20 protein-coding genes, 4 tRNA genes and 1 pseudogene are annotated in these 16,940 nt (G+C 41.2%); 11 read left to right on the top strand and 14 right to left on the bottom strand.

What is annotated here, in order from left to right; all coding sequences use genetic code 11:
* Positions 1 to 28: 28 nt before the first annotated feature.
* The gene (argS, locus tag F986_RS00795) at positions 29 to 1,834 is read left to right on the top strand and encodes an arginine--tRNA ligase (RefSeq protein ID WP_004684391.1); all 1,806 of its coding nucleotides are present in this window, start codon (positions 29 to 31) and stop codon (positions 1,832 to 1,834) included.
* A 343-nt stretch (positions 1,835 to 2,177) separates the two neighbouring features.
* The gene (locus F986_RS00790) at positions 2,178 to 2,780 is read left to right on the top strand and encodes an SPOR domain-containing protein (protein WP_004684390.1); all 603 of its coding nucleotides are present in this window, start codon (positions 2,178 to 2,180) and stop codon (positions 2,778 to 2,780) included.
* A 31-nt stretch (positions 2,781 to 2,811) separates the two neighbouring features.
* Here F986_RS00790 and F986_RS00785 read toward each other — a convergent pair whose 3' ends face one another.
* The 8 genes and pseudogenes from F986_RS00785 to F986_RS00750 all read right to left on the bottom strand — a co-directional run bounded on the left by F986_RS00785 (position 2,812) and on the right by F986_RS00750 (position 9,614).
* Complete coding sequence (locus tag F986_RS00785; RefSeq protein ID WP_017396934.1) at positions 2,812 to 3,414, bottom strand: alpha/beta fold hydrolase; 603 nt, start codon at positions 3,412 to 3,414, stop codon at positions 2,812 to 2,814.
* A gap of 12 nt (positions 3,415 to 3,426) precedes the next feature.
* Positions 3,427 to 4,068, bottom strand: coding sequence for a glutathione S-transferase family protein (locus tag F986_RS00780; RefSeq protein WP_004684386.1), 642 nt, complete (start codon positions 4,066 to 4,068; stop codon positions 3,427 to 3,429).
* A 131-nt stretch (positions 4,069 to 4,199) separates the two neighbouring features.
* On the bottom strand, positions 4,200 to 4,598 hold the full coding sequence (locus tag F986_RS00775; RefSeq protein ID WP_004684384.1) for an OsmC family protein: 399 nt from the start codon (positions 4,596 to 4,598) through the stop codon (positions 4,200 to 4,202).
* 100 nt (positions 4,599 to 4,698) lie between these two features.
* Complete coding sequence (locus tag F986_RS00770; RefSeq protein WP_017396933.1) at positions 4,699 to 5,646, bottom strand: pirin family protein; 948 nt, start codon at positions 5,644 to 5,646, stop codon at positions 4,699 to 4,701.
* Positions 5,647 to 5,875: 229 nt separating this feature from the next.
* Positions 5,876 to 6,796: a restriction endonuclease gene (locus F986_RS00765; RefSeq protein WP_004684382.1), complete on the bottom strand. Its 921-nt coding sequence runs from the start codon at positions 6,794 to 6,796 to the stop codon at positions 5,876 to 5,878.
* Positions 6,797 to 7,008: 212 nt separating this feature from the next.
* Entirely contained in the window at positions 7,009 to 8,577 is a 1,569-nt protein-coding gene (gene guaA, locus F986_RS00760; protein WP_004684379.1) for a glutamine-hydrolyzing GMP synthase, read from the bottom strand.
* Between the two features lie 147 nt (positions 8,578 to 8,724).
* On the bottom strand, positions 8,725 to 9,072 hold the full coding sequence (locus F986_RS00755) for a NirD/YgiW/YdeI family stress tolerance protein (RefSeq protein WP_026056430.1): 348 nt from the start codon (positions 9,070 to 9,072) through the stop codon (positions 8,725 to 8,727).
* Positions 9,073 to 9,199: 127 nt separating this feature from the next.
* Positions 9,200 to 9,614, bottom strand: a pseudogene (locus F986_RS00750) (DoxX family protein).
* Between the two features lie 194 nt (positions 9,615 to 9,808).
* Between F986_RS00750 and F986_RS00745 the strand changes: the two are divergent.
* Positions 9,809 to 10,453: a DedA family protein gene (locus F986_RS00745; RefSeq protein WP_004684377.1), complete on the top strand. Its 645-nt coding sequence runs from the start codon at positions 9,809 to 9,811 to the stop codon at positions 10,451 to 10,453.
* On the opposite strand, the gene F986_RS00740 is transcribed toward F986_RS00745, so the two are convergent.
* The 5 genes from F986_RS00740 to F986_RS00720 all read right to left on the bottom strand — a co-directional run bounded on the left by F986_RS00740 (position 10,450) and on the right by F986_RS00720 (position 13,299).
* The gene (locus F986_RS00740; protein ID WP_004684375.1) at positions 10,450 to 11,043 is read right to left on the bottom strand and encodes a LysE family translocator; all 594 of its coding nucleotides are present in this window, start codon (positions 11,041 to 11,043) and stop codon (positions 10,450 to 10,452) included. The two genes, F986_RS00745 and F986_RS00740, sit on opposite strands and share 4 nt — an antisense overlap.
* Positions 11,044 to 11,257: 214 nt before the next feature.
* Positions 11,258 to 11,647, bottom strand: a complete 390-nt coding sequence (locus tag F986_RS00735) for a YqhG/Tai3 family protein (protein ID WP_004684374.1) — start codon at positions 11,645 to 11,647, stop codon at positions 11,258 to 11,260.
* Positions 11,644 to 12,498, bottom strand: coding sequence for a ParA family protein (locus F986_RS00730; RefSeq protein ID WP_004684373.1), 855 nt, complete (start codon positions 12,496 to 12,498; stop codon positions 11,644 to 11,646). The genes F986_RS00735 and F986_RS00730 overlap by 4 nt, the downstream gene beginning before the upstream one ends.
* Positions 12,499 to 12,583: 85 nt before the next feature.
* The gene (locus F986_RS00725) at positions 12,584 to 12,976 is read right to left on the bottom strand and encodes a SirB2 family protein (protein ID WP_004684372.1); all 393 of its coding nucleotides are present in this window, start codon (positions 12,974 to 12,976) and stop codon (positions 12,584 to 12,586) included.
* A gap of 14 nt (positions 12,977 to 12,990) precedes the next feature.
* On the bottom strand, positions 12,991 to 13,299 hold the full coding sequence (locus tag F986_RS00720; protein ID WP_004684371.1) for a BolA family protein: 309 nt from the start codon (positions 13,297 to 13,299) through the stop codon (positions 12,991 to 12,993).
* Positions 13,300 to 13,519: 220 nt separating this feature from the next.
* Between F986_RS00720 and F986_RS00715 the strand changes: the two genes are divergently transcribed.
* The 4 genes from F986_RS00715 (at position 13,520) to F986_RS00700 (ending at position 13,942) form a co-directional block, all read left to right on the top strand.
* Positions 13,520 to 13,595: transfer RNA gene (locus F986_RS00715), tRNA-Gly, on the top strand.
* A gap of 41 nt (positions 13,596 to 13,636) precedes the next feature.
* Positions 13,637 to 13,712 (top strand) — tRNA-Gly (locus F986_RS00710).
* Between the two features lie 37 nt (positions 13,713 to 13,749).
* Positions 13,750 to 13,825, top strand: a tRNA-Gly gene (locus F986_RS00705).
* Positions 13,826 to 13,866: 41 nt separating this feature from the next.
* Positions 13,867 to 13,942, top strand: a tRNA-Gly gene (locus F986_RS00700).
* 447 nt (positions 13,943 to 14,389) lie between these two features.
* Here the strand turns inward: F986_RS00700 and F986_RS00690 are convergent.
* The gene (locus F986_RS00690; RefSeq protein ID WP_017396932.1) at positions 14,390 to 14,599 is read right to left on the bottom strand and encodes a helix-turn-helix domain-containing protein; all 210 of its coding nucleotides are present in this window, start codon (positions 14,597 to 14,599) and stop codon (positions 14,390 to 14,392) included.
* Positions 14,600 to 14,709: 110 nt separating this feature from the next.
* On the opposite strand from F986_RS00690, the gene F986_RS00685 reads away from it, so the two are divergent.
* The 4 genes from F986_RS00685 to F986_RS00670 form a co-directional block, all read left to right on the top strand.
* The gene (locus F986_RS00685; protein ID WP_004684369.1) at positions 14,710 to 14,925 is read left to right on the top strand and encodes a hypothetical protein; all 216 of its coding nucleotides are present in this window, start codon (positions 14,710 to 14,712) and stop codon (positions 14,923 to 14,925) included.
* Between the two features lie 13 nt (positions 14,926 to 14,938).
* Positions 14,939 to 16,120, top strand: a complete 1,182-nt coding sequence (locus F986_RS00680) for an Arm DNA-binding domain-containing protein (protein ID WP_004684368.1) — start codon at positions 14,939 to 14,941, stop codon at positions 16,118 to 16,120.
* Positions 16,113 to 16,361, top strand: a complete 249-nt coding sequence (locus F986_RS00675) for a hypothetical protein (RefSeq protein ID WP_004684367.1) — start codon at positions 16,113 to 16,115, stop codon at positions 16,359 to 16,361. The genes F986_RS00680 and F986_RS00675 overlap by 8 nt, the downstream gene beginning before the upstream one ends.
* Before the next feature lie 69 nt (positions 16,362 to 16,430).
* The coding region (locus F986_RS00670) for a DUF1376 domain-containing protein (RefSeq protein WP_004684366.1) at positions 16,431 to 16,940 on the top strand (510 nt) is incomplete at its 3' end.

Genomic DNA, 16,940 nt, shown 5'->3' with positions numbered 1-16,940 from the left:
TTCTGCGACATCAAATTTTCGACTGAATATGAACACGGCAATCCAAGCAGCTCTCGAGCACGCAGTGCAAAACCTTCAAGCTGAAGGCGTCCTTCCAGCAGACTGGAACAACAGCAGTACTTTGACGCGTACCAAAGACCGAAGCCATGGTGACTTCGCGTCCAATATCGCGATGATTGCCTCTAAAGCTGCGGGTATGAAGCCACGTGATTTAGCCGAAAAAATTCTTGCTGCACTGCCTGAAGTGGCGGACATCAGCAAAGCAGAAATCGCAGGCCCTGGCTTTATTAACTTCTTTTTAAATGCTGACCAACGCTTTGCTGTACTTGATCAAATTCAAGCGCAAGGCAATCAGTTTGGTCGCACTCAAGCCAATGCTGCGAAGAAAATCCAAGTAGAATTCGTTTCTGCCAACCCAACGTCTAGCTTGCACGTTGGTCATGGTCGTGGCGCAGCATATGGGATGACGGTTGCAACCTTGCTTGAGGCAACAGGTGCAACGGTAGACCGTGAATATTATGTGAATGATGCAGGCCGTCAAATGGACATCCTTGCAACATCTACCTATTTGCGCTACCTCGAATTAACAGGCCAAGCACTGGTTTTCCCTAAAAATGCCTATCAAGGCGATTATGTTAAAGAAATCGCGCAAAGTATTATCGATGCTGATGGCGATGCCTACGTCCGCCCTGTAGCAGACGTCTATAAAGATGTCCCTGAAGATGTGCAATATGCAGAAGAACTCGATGCCGAAGGCAATAAAGTTGTCCTTTCAGGCGACAAAGAAAAGCACATTGATGGTTTAATCCATAATTCACAAAGCTTAATCGGTGAAGCTTACCGCGTATTCCACCAAGCAGCGCTGAATGCGATCTTAGATGACATCAAAGATGACTTGGGCGAGTTTGGTGTAACCTTTAACCAATGGTTCAGCGAAGCCTCATTGACAGACAAAATTGATGAAGCTTTAGAAACTTTAGAACAACGCGGTTTCTTATACGAAAAAGACGGCAACATTTGGTTCAAATCGACTGAATTTGGCGATGAAAAAGACCGTGTTGTGAAGCGTCGTAATGGACAAACCACTTACTTTGCTTCTGACATTGCGTATCATCTGAATAAATTACAACGTGGCTATACCGATATTATTGATATCTGGGGCTCAGACCACCATGGCTATATTTCACGGGTTAAAGCCGCGATTGATGCCTTGGGGTATGACTCGAAAAAACTCACCGTTCTATTGGTTCAGTTCGTCAGCCTATGGCGTGGTGGCGAGATGGTACAAATGTCATCTCGTTCTGGTCAGTTCGTGACTTTACGTGACCTACGTAAAGAAGTGGGCAACGATGCTGCGCGTTTCTACTACGTGATGCGTAAGTCTGAGCAACACATTGACTTTGACTTAGACCTTGCAGTTTCACAAAGCAAAGACAATGCGGTGTATTACATCCAATATGCACATGCACGTGTCAATCGTATGGTCGATGTGAAAGCACCTGAAAAAGGCATTAGTTTTGATCGTAGCAAAGCAGCTGATTACGATGCGACCTTATTAACTCTTGACGCTGAAACTGAAATTCTTGCCAAACTTGCAGCCTATCCAGAAATTGTGCTTCGTGCTGCAAATAGCTATGAACCTCACCAAGTGGGTAACTATTTGAAAGAACTCGCAGCGTTATTCCATGGTTGGTATAACTTGGATAATACAAGAATTATCGACGAACAGAATATTGCCCTTTCGCAAGCCCGTTTATTACTTTCAATAAACGTACAACAAGTTTTGCGTAATGGTTTAGAGTTACTAGGTGTGTCTGCACCTGAGACGATGTAAATAGCAAAGCAACGCTTTGCACATTGTCGCAAGACGAAGGGCTATGCCCGAAGTAACTATGTAATAAGTGAAGCAAAGCTTCACACATGGCTGCAAGACCGAAAGCTATGCTTGAGGTAGCGATGTAAAAAAGCAATGCTTTGCACATCGTCGCAAGATGAAGGGCTATGCCCGAAGTAGCCATATCAACCCTGATGTATTGCTCGCTTTGCGAAACTTGAATTTTGCAAAGCGATTCTTTATTTTACGATGACGCCTCTTTTAATTCCTTGAGGCCAAGTATTAAAATAAAGAAAAGAATGGGCCTGTCCCTCATATTGATTAGAAGAAAAGAGGTTTCCACGTGTTTGGAAAAACGCAGCGCGGTGTATCTGAAAGACCGAACAAACCCAAAAAGCCACTGATTCCAGCTTGGCTCGGTACACTTGTGGTCATTTTAATCGTGCTCTGTTTTGCTGTAGCACTGTTACTGTGGAAGCCTTGGGCACCAGTGAAGCCGAAAGGTCAAATCACTTCGGAACATTATCAAGAAGAAACCAATAAAGACTACCGTTTCTATGACCTACTGCCACAGCAGCAAGTGACGCCGATTCCAGATCAAGCCATTCCTGAAACCAAAGATAATCCAAGCACCGTGGTGATTGTTGAAGCACCTGCTGCCGAAGAAAGCACCCCTGCTGAACCAGGTTTAACCGAAGCAGCACCGACACCGCAAGCGCCAAGTTTTATATTACAAGTGCGTAGTTATCCTGACCCAGACAGTGCCGATGCACGTCGTGCAGAAATTATCTTAAATGGTCTCTCTGCCGATGTCGTCAAAACCGTTGAAGGCGGCCAAACATGGTATCGCGTGATTTCAGGGCCATATGACTCGCAAGAAGCCGCGGTGATTGCGCAACAAACCCTACAACATAGTGGCATTGACTCAATTGTGGTCAAACGCTAGAAAAATAAAAGGATGCCTCGGCATCCTTTTTTTATACTCTGAGTTTGACGAGAAAATTTTGAATCAATTGCGCAACATGCTCTGCATGCACATAAGCTAAATCATGTTGTCCCTGTGACACGATGTGCAATTCTGCATGTGGTATTTGACGGTGTAAGAACTGCCCCACTGCAACAGGACTAATCGGATCTGCATCGCCCCAAATCAGCAGAACTGGACACTGGATACGCTCCAGACTCCCCGTCAAATCAGACTGATGCTGAACAAACCAATCAGGAACCGTAAAGCTCTGTTGATAATCCTCTCTCCAATCTGCCACTTGAAAAGGACTTAAATCAATGCCACCTGAGGTTGCCACGAGCACCAAGGCCTGCACCTGTTCAGGCTTTTGTAAGGCAGCTTGTACTGCAAAAATGCCACCCATCGATTGTGCAACGACCACAGAAGGCTGTTGGATTTGATTCAACACATAGGCTTGTAAGCCTTCAAAACTCTGTACATCCACATCATCAGGATAGTCACCAAAGCTCGGATAAGCGACGACCATGGTTGAATCGTCCTGAGGAAGGCGCTGGATGATAGGTTGCCAAAATGCCGTATTGCCCGACGCACCGGGCAAAAAAATCAGGTTCAAACTATCCCCCTACTAGAATCCACTGAGTTCTTTGGCTTTTTTAAATGCTGGCCGCTGCTGAATGCGCTGTACATACGCCACCATTTGAGGATTATGGGCTTTTACCCGCTCTTGCATCGCCACCACAGGAAAGCTCATTTGGATATCGGCAAAGGAAAAATCACCTGCAAAATAGTCATGTTGAGATAAATAATTTTCCAAATATGCACTGTGCTCTTTCAAGCGTGGATTAATAAAACCGCCTTTCACCCCATCACAAATTTTATTGGCAAACGGTTTAATTAGAAATGGAACATGCTTGGGTACATTACTCATCACCAAGGTCATAACCAAATATGGCATCAACGAGCCTTCGGCATAATGCATCCAGTAGTTGTATTGCATTAAGTCCTTTGGATTTTGCGGTTTAAACTTGTGCTCCGTATCGTAGGTAGCTTGCAGGTATTCCAAAATCACTGCAGATTCTGCTATGACCAAATCACCATCGGTCAAAACAGGAGCTTTGCCTAAGGGATGAATGTTTTTTAACTCAGGTGGCGCAGCATAGGTCGGCAGACGTTTATAAAACTTCACCTCATACTCCAACCCTAACTCTTCCAAAGCCCATAAAATGCGTAAAGAGCGTGAATGTTCCAAATGGTGCAGGGTAATCATTGTTGTGCCTTTTGTTTTAATTGAAATCTAGCACTCACTTTACGCTAAAATTTGGATTTTGCACCTGTTGATATACATGAATACCCAGTCGCGCAAAATCCTTTACCACCTATAAAAAACCGTCAAGCGAGTTAAACAATTGAGGTTTCAATCTCGACGGAACGTAATAAAGTTTTAGTAACTGGTGTTTTTTGACAGATGTCTAAGATTTTTTGGCGTGCTTCTTCTGTCAATGTTTGCTCAAACGACAAACGACGGCTGATCCATTCTCGGCCTTCTTTATTGGCATTAAAATCTGCTTCGACACTAAAAGCCCCCCACTCAATACCTTTGTGCTGTGCATACATCCGTAGGGTAATCATGGTGCAGGAAATCAAACCTGTACAAATAAAATCATAAGGTGCTGGGCCTTTGTCCTGACCGCCAAAAGACGCTGGTTTATCGGTGATGAATTGATGTCGCCCACTGCTTACTTGACCAGACCATGCTTCGACGCATGTTTTGACTTCCGCATTCGCAATTATTGCCATTTTTTATTATCCTATTTTTCATTGATATTATTTTGAATAGGTTTCAAGTATTGAAACTGTCCACCTATTCTGTTGTTGAACGACTTGCGCAGTATTCAATTTATTTTGAAGCACGCATTTGGTCTGGAAATGCCGGAGCTTCCAAGCGCGGGCCTTCATAGTCAGGAATGGAACCAAAACGTTCATCTTGTGCAATCCACTGATCACGCGCAATTTTCAATTCTTCTTGAGTACGACCCACAAAATTCCACCACAGTAGAATTGGACTTTCAAATGGCTCACCACCTAACAGTAACAAGCGACTGCCAGCATGAATTTCAATTTCAATCGCACTTACACCCTGCTCGAGCACCACCATATTGTCTTCAGTCAGTTCGTGCCCATTGACCGTGGCCGTTCCTTCTAAAGCCATAAAGCCATATTCAAAGTTTGGATTAAGTGTTAAACGGGTTTTGGTGCTTTCTGCCGCACTTAAGTCCACCCCTAACAGCTCGGTATAAACGCTCACAGGTGAAGTGGTATTTAAAAACTCTCCGACCAAAACAGTAAACTCCACCCCATCATTTTCCACCACTGGCAGTTCTGGATAATGATCGAAACGAGGTTCAACAGCAATTTGTGCATCGGGCAATGCAATCCACAATTGTGCCGCATGCATTTTGGTTTCCGTATCTGGTGCGACTTCCGTATGGGAAATCCCGTGTCCTGCGGTCATGAGGTTGACCTGTTTTGGACGAATCAACTGTTTGCTACCCAAACTATCGGTATGCATCATGGTGCCTTCAATCATCCATGTAAAGGTTTGCAAACCGATATGTGGATGTGGGCCAACATCTAAACCGTCCCCTTGAGGGAAGGTTACAGGGCCTGCGTGATCTAAGAAACACCATGCACCAATCATTCGTTTATGGCGACTTGGGAGCGCGCGTTTGATGACCGTCCCTTGGCCTATTTCAGCACTTCTCAGTGGAAACTCTTGAATGAATTGATTTACGTATTTTTCACAGTCATCCGAATGTGAAAGTTCAGTATAGTTATTATTCGTCATATGCTTACTCATTACAGATCCATATGCCCTAGATCATAACAAGCAGATTCCCAACTGCACATCCCTAAAAATAGAATGCTGATTCTTAAACTTGGGACAATATCTTGTGTTTTCAAAACGTAACTACAAGGCAATGCGTGGATGTAAAAATGTTGTTACATCTTTATAAGGTGTGTTTTTGCTCTGCAAAAGTGTTTTAGAAGTGATGGAAAGCCATCACTCAGGAAAATCAAAAGTTTTCTTCATCAAAACGATCTTGATCAATTTTATAGATATGGAAACTACGCTCCACTTGAACGCCTAAACCAAATTCAATCATGAGAGCTGTTAATTTATTACCATCAATTAAAACAATGCCTGATTTTTTAGCCGATTCCATCGCCTCTTTACTAAAATTGGAAGTTGTAATAAAGACACCTTTCTTAGCTACTTGATCTGCCAGTGCACCTTTAAATTGCTGTATCTCAGGCCGACCCACTGTATTTTCCCAGCGTTTAGCCTGAATATAAATTTTGTCTAAACCTAAACGGTCTTCACTAATAATTCCATCGATACCACCATCACTAGTTTTGCCAATCGCTTGAGCGGCATCTTGATGCGATCCTCCATAACCCATAGCAACAAGTAAATCGACAACTAGTCTTTCAAAAAATGATGAGGAATTGTTTTTAATTAAATTTAATAGCTCATCTTTCAAATCATTATTTAATATTTTTGATTGCTGGTAAATAATCTCAGGAGGTGTTAATTCCTCAGAATCTGAACTATCTTTCTGTGTATTTTCAATTTTTTGCACTTTTTCATTTTTTGAATTTATTTTTCTAAACTCATTAAAACTATCAAATCTGGATAAATATTTCTTATCTATTTTTTCAACTTTTCTTAAGTCTAAATCTCTTCCCATATTCGATAAATTAAAATGTGCTCTTTTAGAATAATCTATTAATCCTGCTTTCTTTAGATAAGTTTTCGCCCATTGTAAACGATAAAAGATGATGTTTCTCCCATCTTCCATCGTTTCATTACGTTCTTCTTCTGGACATTTTAACTCTTGCAGTAATGCTTCATAAGCCTCTTTTAAGCTATATGTCACATCATGTGATTGCATAATACGTAGTAAAGGCAACATTAAATCATAATGCGTATACATAAAAATTCAAATTTGAATCCTAATTTTCGTTCAGTATAAAATAAAAAAGAGCGCCTAAGCGCTCTTTTTTTAACATAATTTTCGTCAACTGCCGCGAGCATAGCTCTTGGCGTAATTTAGGCAAGAAGCTTCGCTTCTTGAAAGCCTTTTTGCCGCATACGTAGCCTTTGGCGTAAAACTGGCATGAAGCGTTGCTTCATGAAAGCCCAGTTTTACTCCCATTCAATCGTTGCTGGTGGCTTAGACGATACGTCATAAACCACACGAGAAACATCTTTAATTTCGTTCATGATACGAGTCGAAATTTTATCAACCAAATCATAAGGAAGATGTGCGAAGCGTGCTGTCATAAAGTCAACCGTTTCAACAGCACGAAGTGCAATCACCCATGCATAACGACGGCCATCACCGACGACGCCAACAGATTTCACAGGTTGGAATACAGCAAAGGCTTGTGCAGTTTTATCATACCAACCGCTAGCACGAAGCTCTTGCATAAAGATATCATCTGCAAGACGTAAAATGTCTGCATATTCTTTCTTCACTTCACCCAAAATACGCACGCCCAAACCTGGACCTGGGAATGGATGGCGATAAAGCATTTCAAACGGTAAACCTAAAGTTGTACCTAAACGACGTACTTCATCTTTAAACAAATCACGGATTGGCTCAACCAATTCAAAAGCCAAGTCATCTGGTAAACCGCCCACATTGTGGTGAGATTTAATCACATGAGCTTTACCATTTTTGGTTGCAGCAGATTCGATCACGTCTGGGTAAATCGTACCTTGAGCAAGGAAGTTTACGCCATCAAGTTTACGCGCTTCTTCAGCAAAAACTTCGATGAACTCACGGCCAATGATTTTACGTTTTTTCTCAGGATCAACTTCACCTGCTAAAGCAGTCAAGAAACGCTCTTCAGCATCGGCACGAATCACTCGGATACCCATGTTTTTCGCAAACATGTCCATCACTTGTTCGCCTTCGTTCAAACGAAGCAGACCATTATCAACGAATACACAAGTCAATTGATCGCCAATCGCACGGTGTAAAAGCGCAGCAACCACTGATGAATCAACTCCACCAGACAGACCTAAAAGAACTTTTTGATCGCCAATTTGTTGACGTAATTGTTCAACGCGTAGGTCGATGATGTTTTCAGAGTTCCACAGGCTACGGCAGCCACAAATGCTGTGTACAAAGTTAGATAATAACTCTGCACCTTTTGCAGTGTGCGTTACTTCTGGGTGGAACTGAATACCGTAGAAACGACGAGTTTCATCAGAAACCATCGCAACTGGACAGCTTGGTGTGCTTGCAGTGATTTGGAAACCTTCAGGAATCGCTGTCACTTTATCGCCATGGCTCATCCAAACTTTAAGTTGGTCTTTGGTGTCTTCAAGATCACCAATCAACTTGTCACGAACTTGGATGTTTACTTCGGCATAACCGAATTCATGTACAGTACCCGGCTCAACTTTACCGCCAAGCTGTGCAGACATGGTTTGTAAGCCATAGCAAATACCCAAAACTGGTACACCTAAGTTGAACACAACTTCTGGCGCACGTGGGCTGCCTTCTTCGTGTACGCTCTCAGGACCACCTGATAAGATGATACCGTTTGGATTAAATGCACGAATGTCTTCTTCAGACATGTCATAGGCATACATTTCAGAATATACGCCAGCTTCACGTACGCGGCGTGCAATAAGCTGGCTATATTGAGAACCGAAATCCAAAATAAGGATACGATCTTCAGTAATTTGAGTATTGGTAGTCATGACAAACAACTATGAAAGGCAAACGAATATAAGCGCCGTATTCTAGCATTTTTCCGCGCATAACGCACATAATTCGGACAAGCTTTATACAACACTTAAAACCCAATGGTTTTTATATCAAAAAGCACGCTTTCGCGTGCCTGATGTTTATTTCAAAACTTTTTCTATTTTAACAACTTCAATATCGGTCGGTTTATAACGATGTGTATCCACCTCACCGACCACTTGTACTTTATCGCCTGCTTTAATATTGGATGCTTTCCATAAATCGTCATCAATATCCAGCAAAATATCCCCTATACCATCGCTGAACTCGTAGTGGTCTTCATTGAGATGTTTCAGCAGTGTCCCTTTTAAAGTGACCGCAGTTTCATCTTTGAGCTTTGCAATCGCTGACACAGAGACATGGTTCTTTGCAGCTTCTTGTAAAATGATATGATCATCTTTGGCCCATGCACCAGCGGCAAGACTTAAACTTGTAATACATAACCCTATTTTAAAAAGATTTTTTCATCTTATTTTCCTCATGTTTTATTGATCTTGATCAAAAAAAAGAACGTCCACACCGTACTTTCTTGTAAATAAAAAAAGCAGCATCGCAAATGCTGCTTTTCATTTTGAATTATTTTTCAATCAGATGATCTAGGCTCATTTTTCCTGCACCATGCAGGATTAGAAACAATAGACCACCTGCCATGGCAAAGTTTTTCATAAAATTAATACTGTCTTGTGTGCCATCATGAAAGATAAAAGCGGTAATCACACTAAATAGACCCAAACCAAACGCAGCAAAGCGGGCTTGAAAACCAAATAACAGCGCTAAGCCACCACCAAACTCAACTAAAATGGTTAAAGGTAATAGCGCTCCAAGTCCCCATAGACTCCATATACCCTAAAGTTACGCTATAAGCTGAAATTTTTCCCCAGCCTGCAACAAGGAAAATATAAGCCATCAATACACGGGGAATTAAAGCTAAAACTACATCTGTATTGGGTTGATTGATAATATTTTTGGCCACAACATTTCGATTAAATATTTTTACACCTTTAAATACGTTTTATTTGAAGTTGTAGCTATCTTAATGTTCTCTATTTTTAGAATAAATATCCATTTTCATCACACATACTTTTAAGATAAGAACACTGATAGCTAAATTTATTTACGTTTTAATACTGACTTCTGATAACGAGACTGCTAGGATTTCCGCACTCTTTTGCTTATTTGTGCCCCATGGAACTGATTGATTTTATATTACATGTCGATGACCATTTGCTTGAGTTTATCACCAACTATGGGGTTTGGATTTATGCAATTTTGTTTCTCATCATCTTTGTGGAAACAGGTTTGGTGGTCATGCCGTTCCTACCCGGCGACAGCTTATTGTTTGCCGCAGGTGCTTTAGCAGCATCCACAGGTGCAATGAATCCGTGGACTCTTGGTGTTTTACTTTTTATCGCGGCCGTACTGGGCGATACGCTGAATTATCACATTGGTCGTTATATTGGACCGCGCGTTTTTGAAATCGAATCCCGTTTCATCAATAAACAACATCTGATTAATACACAAAAATTCTTTGAAAAACATGGTGGTAAAACTATTATTTTTGCACGTTTTATTCCTTTTGCGCGGACTTTTGCACCTTTTGTAGCAGGTGCAGGAAAAATGGACTACAAATTTTTCCTGTCTTATAACCTGATTGGTGCATTCTGCTGGATTGGATCATTCATTACTTTAGGCTATATTTTTGGCAATGTGCCTGTGGTCAAAGACAATTTCACGCATCTGATTTTCGGCATTATTATTATTAGTGTCTTGCCCGGGATTATTGGTTTTATTCGGGCCAAATTAAAGAAAAAATCAACCACTGAAGCTTAAGCAAAAAAGCGTAGAATCACGGGAAACATACACACCACCAACAACATGGCCGATCCTTTATATAAGAGATCGGCTTTTATTTGTTTGGACTCGCCCGATAAAGTGGCACGGCCAAAAGACATCCAGAACAGTGCCGTTGGCAATAACACCAGACTAAACACGGCAAAGACCAAAAAGAAATTGGTGGGATTATCCCAGGCTTCATAGGGAAAAATACCCGCAGCAAATAAGACCGCTTTCGGATTTTTCAAAGTAGAAAAAAACAATTGTTTAGGTCGAATCGAGGTAAAACGTTGATTATGTTTTTCTAAGTGCGAGCTTTTCCACAAATGAAAAGCCAGCCAGAACACATAGACTGCACTGAGTGCATGTAAAAGGTCTATCAGATAAGGCCAAGTCGGTGTACTGAGATGAATCAGAAGTGCCCATAAATTGATGGCATAGAAATACCCAAACAGTTCTGCGGGTACAAGTAAGCTGGTCTTCGCCAGACCTTGCTGATGTGCAGAGCTTGCGAGTAAAGCATTGGTTGGTCCCGGAATCATCAAGACAGCAATCATTGCCAATACAAACAGCCAACTCTCAATCATAGACATCCAACAACAGCATTAAAGATGCGCAATTTAGCCGAAAAAGAGCGGTTTCCTCAAGTCAAAGCGGAAAAAAACACAGAACCCATGAGGTAGAAAAGTGTGTGTTAAAATGATAATCCATTGTTTTCTTGAAATTATTTTAGAAACATTTTGCTAAGATTTTAATGACTGCTGAAAGGTGAACCCTTCAGCAGGATGAATAAATGCGGTATTAATTCGTCTTATTTTGCACGGTAATCGCACAGCCTTTGAATTTTGCAGCCTGTACAATCGCCTCTTGCTGACCCAAAAGTCGTGAAATTTCAGTTTTTTTGGTATTCGATGATTGTCCCATATTCACTGAAACGCTTGGACCAAAGCCCCAACCGCCACCATGACTCCATCCACCACCCAGACCTAGCCCCACGCCAACACCCGTGCGTTTCGCAGTAGGTACACCTTCATCTAAATGTTGCTGAATCCGATTATATTCTGCTTGTAACTGTTGGCAGTTCAAAGCTTGATACTGTGTAGGAGAGACATAAGTCGGTTTAACCGTTGTGGCACAGGCGCTCAATAACAGCGTACTGCCCACTAAAAAAGCAATTGTGATCTTTTTCATGCTGAATCTCGCAATTTATTATTCTCAATCTCATTGAACAATGATTGATAGGCCTGCGTCAATTTATGATCGTGTGCCAAATGAATCAAAGGTAAATTTTTGTGGTGCGATTCTTTCATCAGCACCGATGGGGGCAACATACTTTCTAGTACAGGAAGACCTTCATCCTTCAGCTGTTGCACCACTTCACGTGGAAGTTTGGCCTGCGCTTGGAACTGATTCACCACAATGCCTTCAATTTCCAAATGATCATTATGATCGTCTTGAGTTTCGAGCACATTTTCGATCAAAGTTTGCAGTGCACGTTTAGAAAAGACATCACAATCAAACGGAATCAGGACTTTATTGGCTGCAATCAGTGCCGACAAAGTAAAGAAGTTAAAGGCTGGTGGTGTATCGATATAGACACGATCATATTTTCCGGCAAGCTGTTGTAACGCATCACGCAGTTTATAAATTTTATGTTTTGACTCTAAAGCATAAGCCAATGCCCCGAGGCTTGGGCTGGCTGGAATCACATCCAAATTTTTAAAAGGGGATTGGTGCACATAACTTTCTAAGCCTTTAGCACGCCCTTTGAGGATCGAACCAATGGCACTGCCCAATAGACTTTTATTTTGAGTCGTTCCAAGTACTTCTTCAAAATAGTTTTCAATATTGGGTTCTAAGGCTGGCTTGTCTGCCGAATACGTTGCGTCATCGCCCAATACATACTGGCTCGAATTCGCTTGCGGATCGAGATCAATCAGTAAGGTTTTTAAGCCTTGATGTGCACTAATTGCCGCTAAATTCACTGCAATACTGGATTTGCCGACACCACCTTTTTGATTAAATACCACACGTGTATGCATAAAATCCCCTCCATCTTGTTATTTTTCCGCTATAGATAGCAGTGTAGCGCAGAACAATCGCTGTGCCGATGATTATGTCTAACAATTAGCCAAAGTTTGGTTTAATCATGACTAAACCTAAAATGGATATCATCGCTACCACCGCCAAGAATAACCCCACTCGGCGCTGTGTAAGTAAAATGCTGTCTTCTTTTTTATAAGCTTTCGACAAAGAAGATAACATCACTAAAAATAAAACCACTTTGGCATAAAACCATGTTTGCACATCAAAGTTTTTCATCACTAAAAGTGCAACCCCAGTCAGTACAATCACCAGCATGCTTAAGTGCTGAAGAGCAACAAAAACTGTTCGACCTGCTGGATTGGGTTGATTGCCTTGAACGCCTTTAAATAATGTCAGGGCACGCGCCAAAATCACGACACATGCCAAGCTGACCGCACACATATGCACGATCTTAATCAATAATTGTGTTTCCATAACTGAATCTCTGCTTAGCTTTTCGGGGCATGTACGCAATTTGGACTAGAAGTGTCTTGTCCTTGCCATTCTTCAGGTAGAAAGGCATGAATAGCTAAAGCATGAATTTTACCTGGACTGAGTAAGTCTCCTGCTACCGCATAAATTTTTTGATGGCGCTGAACTAAACGTAATCCCTCAAAAATATCACTCACCACGATTACTTTAAAATGTGACTCTTTCCCTGGAAAATAACCGCCATGACCAGAAGATTCATTCACAACTTCTAAATATGATGAGGAAAGCTGTTGTAAGCGTTCAATCAATTGCTGCTCCAAGCTCATACCTGTCTCCAAAAATAATGATTCGTTCAGAGTATACCTGTTCCTTCGAGATGTTGAATGCGTAAAACTCTTTTCACTAACATGAGGCACAACGTTTCGTGAACAAAAGTTAAAAAAGCTCAATACGCAGTCTAAAACTGGCTTTATTTTATGCAATTAAACTCAGCTTTTTCATAAAGCTATTGACCCTGAACTTGCTTGCTGTATCATACAGCGCTATGCGGGAATAGCTCAGTTGGTAGAGCACAACCTTGCCAAGGTTGGGGTCGCGAGTTCGAGTCTCGTTTCCCGCTCCAAATTTTTTTCAGTGTAAGTTTTAGCAAAAACTGCTCAATACGCGGGAATAGCTCAGTTGGTAGAGCACAACCTTGCCAAGGTTGGGGTCGCGAGTTCGAGTCTCGTTTCCCGCTCCATTTTTTAGTGTAAGTTTTTATAAAAACTGCTCAATACGCGGGAATAGCTCAGTTGGTAGAGCACAACCTTGCCAAGGTTGGGGTCGCGAGTTCGAGTCTCGTTTCCCGCTCCAAATTTTTTTCAGTGTAAGTTTTAGCAAAAACTGCTCAATACGCGGGAATAGCTCAGTTGGTAGAGCACAACCTTGCCAAGGTTGGGGTCGCGAGTTCGAGTCTCGTTTCCCGCTCCAAATTCAGAAAGCCCTCATCGAAAGATGGGGGCTTTTTTATTGTTGATTTTATTAGATTTTTTAAAACAAGAAAGATTTTTAGACTGCTTTCAAATAACGTCTATCCCAACGTCTTCAATTTGCAGGTGACCATAAGTGACCAAAAAGTGCCTTCAATAAATCAAAAAGATAAGAACCCCTTTCTAAAACTGCTTAAAAAATTATTCCATCGAAAATTTCTATGTCATTAGACTTCTATTATTTTCAATTCAATATTTTTACAAGATCAAATAGGATCGTGACCAAATTTGGTCACGCAATAAAAATATCGACAAATACTAATCATTTCTAGTTTCAAAAACTCTGCCCAAAGAGCCAGATTTAACGACTGTTCTCACAATTAAAAATACTTCAAAAAAGGAAGGTGACCAAATTTGGTCACCTTATTTTTATTAATATTTCATTAACTTAGTCTTCATCAGCTTGTAATTTTAGAAGCTCCCCTACTTCTACATTTAGCAATAAGCAGAGCTTTTCAATAGTTTCAAAATCAATACGCGTCGATTGACCATTATAGAGTTTATGCAGAGTAGTTTTACTCATCCCTGTTTCACGCGCAACATCCGCAACCTTCATTCTGCGCTCAGCTAATAAGACTGGTAAATTGCAAACTATCATTAATTACCACCATTGTGTAATAAAGTACTTGCATGATGTATTAAATGCTTATAGTATTGCATTGTGATCTTAAATAACATCATTGTGATACTTTTTAAAAGGATATACATATGAACTTCACGTATCTTACTACAAAAGAACTGTCGGAACGAATTCATTACAACGAGCGTACTATCCGAAATCAACTCAAAGATAGTGTTTTACTCGAAGGCGTTCATTACATTCGCCCATTTGGTGGACGCAAAATTCTTTTTGTTTGGGAACGTATTGAGGAAGACATGACTAAAACCTCGTTCGGTTCTCTACATAGCCTACAACTACAATAGGAGTTTCAAGCCAATGGCTTCAATCCGTACTAGATACGGCAAGCTTACAATCGATTTTCGGTACTTAAATAAGCGTTGCCGTGAAACAACTGCAATGGAGGACACACCTAACAATCGCAAAAAACTTGAAAAAGCGATTGAACGTATGGAAGCTGAAATGCTCTTAGGTGTATTTGATTATGCAAAATATTTTCCCAAAAGTGCTCGACTGGCAGAAATTAAAGCTGCTGAAAACCAAATCAATGCAGTGAGTTCTAAAGCACCTGTTTTTTCTAAGTACTGTGAAATATGGGTTGCTGATAAAGAAATAGAATGGCGTAGCAGCTACGCAGAAAAAATTAGGATTGTTATTCGAAAATATTTAACTCCATATTTCGGAACAATTTCTGTTATTAACATCAAAAAGTCAGACATCCTTGGATTCCGTTCATCCCTCGCCAAAGTGACATACGGAAATAACCAAGAATGCCTTTCACCATCACGAATCAACCAGATTATGACAGTACTTCGTATGATACTAGATAGCGCATCCGAACGATATGATTTTGATAGCCCTTACAAAAACATAAAAAGTTTGAAAGAAGGTCGGATTGAAGTCACGCCTTTCTCTCTTGAAGAAGTTCAGCGAATTATTACATCTGTTCGTGACGACTTTAAACCTTATTACACCATCCGCTTTTTTACGGGTATGCGCACCAGTGAAATCGATGGCCTTCAATGGAAAAATATCGACTTGCAACGTCGTGAGATCCATATCCGTGAAGCGTTAGTGAATGGTGTTCTTGGTGGAACCAAAACGTATGGTTCTGACCGCACGATCCAGATGAATGACCGGGTGTACCAAGCCTTTCTGCAACAGAAAAGCCTCAACAACGGAAAATCGGACTTCGTCTTCTGCAACCGTGATGGTGGTCCTCTAGACTACCGTTTAGTTAATAAGCGTGTATGGCACCCTATCCTGCGTTTTTTAGGATTAACGCCTCGTCGTGCTTATCAAACACGTCACACAGCTGCCACACTTTGGTTATCTGCGGGTGAAAATCCTGAATGGATTGCACGTCAGCTAGGTCATTCGACCACTGAAATGCTGTTCCGTGTTTACAGCCGCTATATTCCCAATGTTACGCGTCGCGATGGCAGTGCATTTGAAGCCATGCTGGAAAGACTAAATACAGAGGAGCTTGCACATGAATAGTAAAGCTTTCTTTGGTGGTGTAGTCGTTAGCCCAGAAGCAGATATGGTCGCGCGTGAACTCATTCATGAGTTACACATTCCCAAACTGCACAATCTGGCCTTTTTGCTGGAAATCAATAAATGCTTCGATGATCACCAGGCGTTGAGACTTTGGCTACAGCGAATGCTGGATGATGGACAAGCCCATTACGACGACCTGGCCCAACAGGCTCGCCTCCGGTTAATGAGCTTAGCTCCCTGATCTAATAAATATACAAGGTCGTCCAATCGATGACCTTAGCCCCTCTATACCTATAAAAAAGGTGAACACATGCATAAAGATATTTCAATTTGGATGCCACTCTATATTGGCGACTTACAGGCAAAATTTGCACGAATGACTGCAGAGCAAATCGGTGCATCACTGCTGTTAATGATGGATTTCTGGAAAAATGGAACTATTCCTCATGATTTAGCAACGGTATGCAGCATCACGAAATTACCGCAGCATACCAAGGCTAAAACTTTGTTGAATACGCTGACAGCATTGGAATTATTTGAAGTCGAATCTGAACAAATTCTTTCAAGTTTTTTAACCAGTTTAAAAAACCAAGCATTGCAAAATCAACAGATGAAATCTGATAAAGCTAAAAATGCAGCTCAAGCACGCTGGAATAAATCTGCAAGTAATGCTCAAGCATCAACTATGCAACGAAAAGTAAATGCTCAAGCAGCTCTAGAGAAGAGCCTGAGTATTACTCAAGTCATGCTTGAACCATGCCCTTCATCTTCATCTTCATCTTCATCTTCATCTTCATCTTCATCTTCATCTTCATCTTCA

The sequence above is a fragment of the Acinetobacter johnsonii CIP 64.6 genome (assembly GCF_000368045.1).
GTDB classification, from domain to species: Bacteria; Pseudomonadota; Gammaproteobacteria; order Pseudomonadales; family Moraxellaceae; genus Acinetobacter; species Acinetobacter johnsonii.
This window is presented reverse-complemented; position numbering and strand designations above follow the sequence as displayed.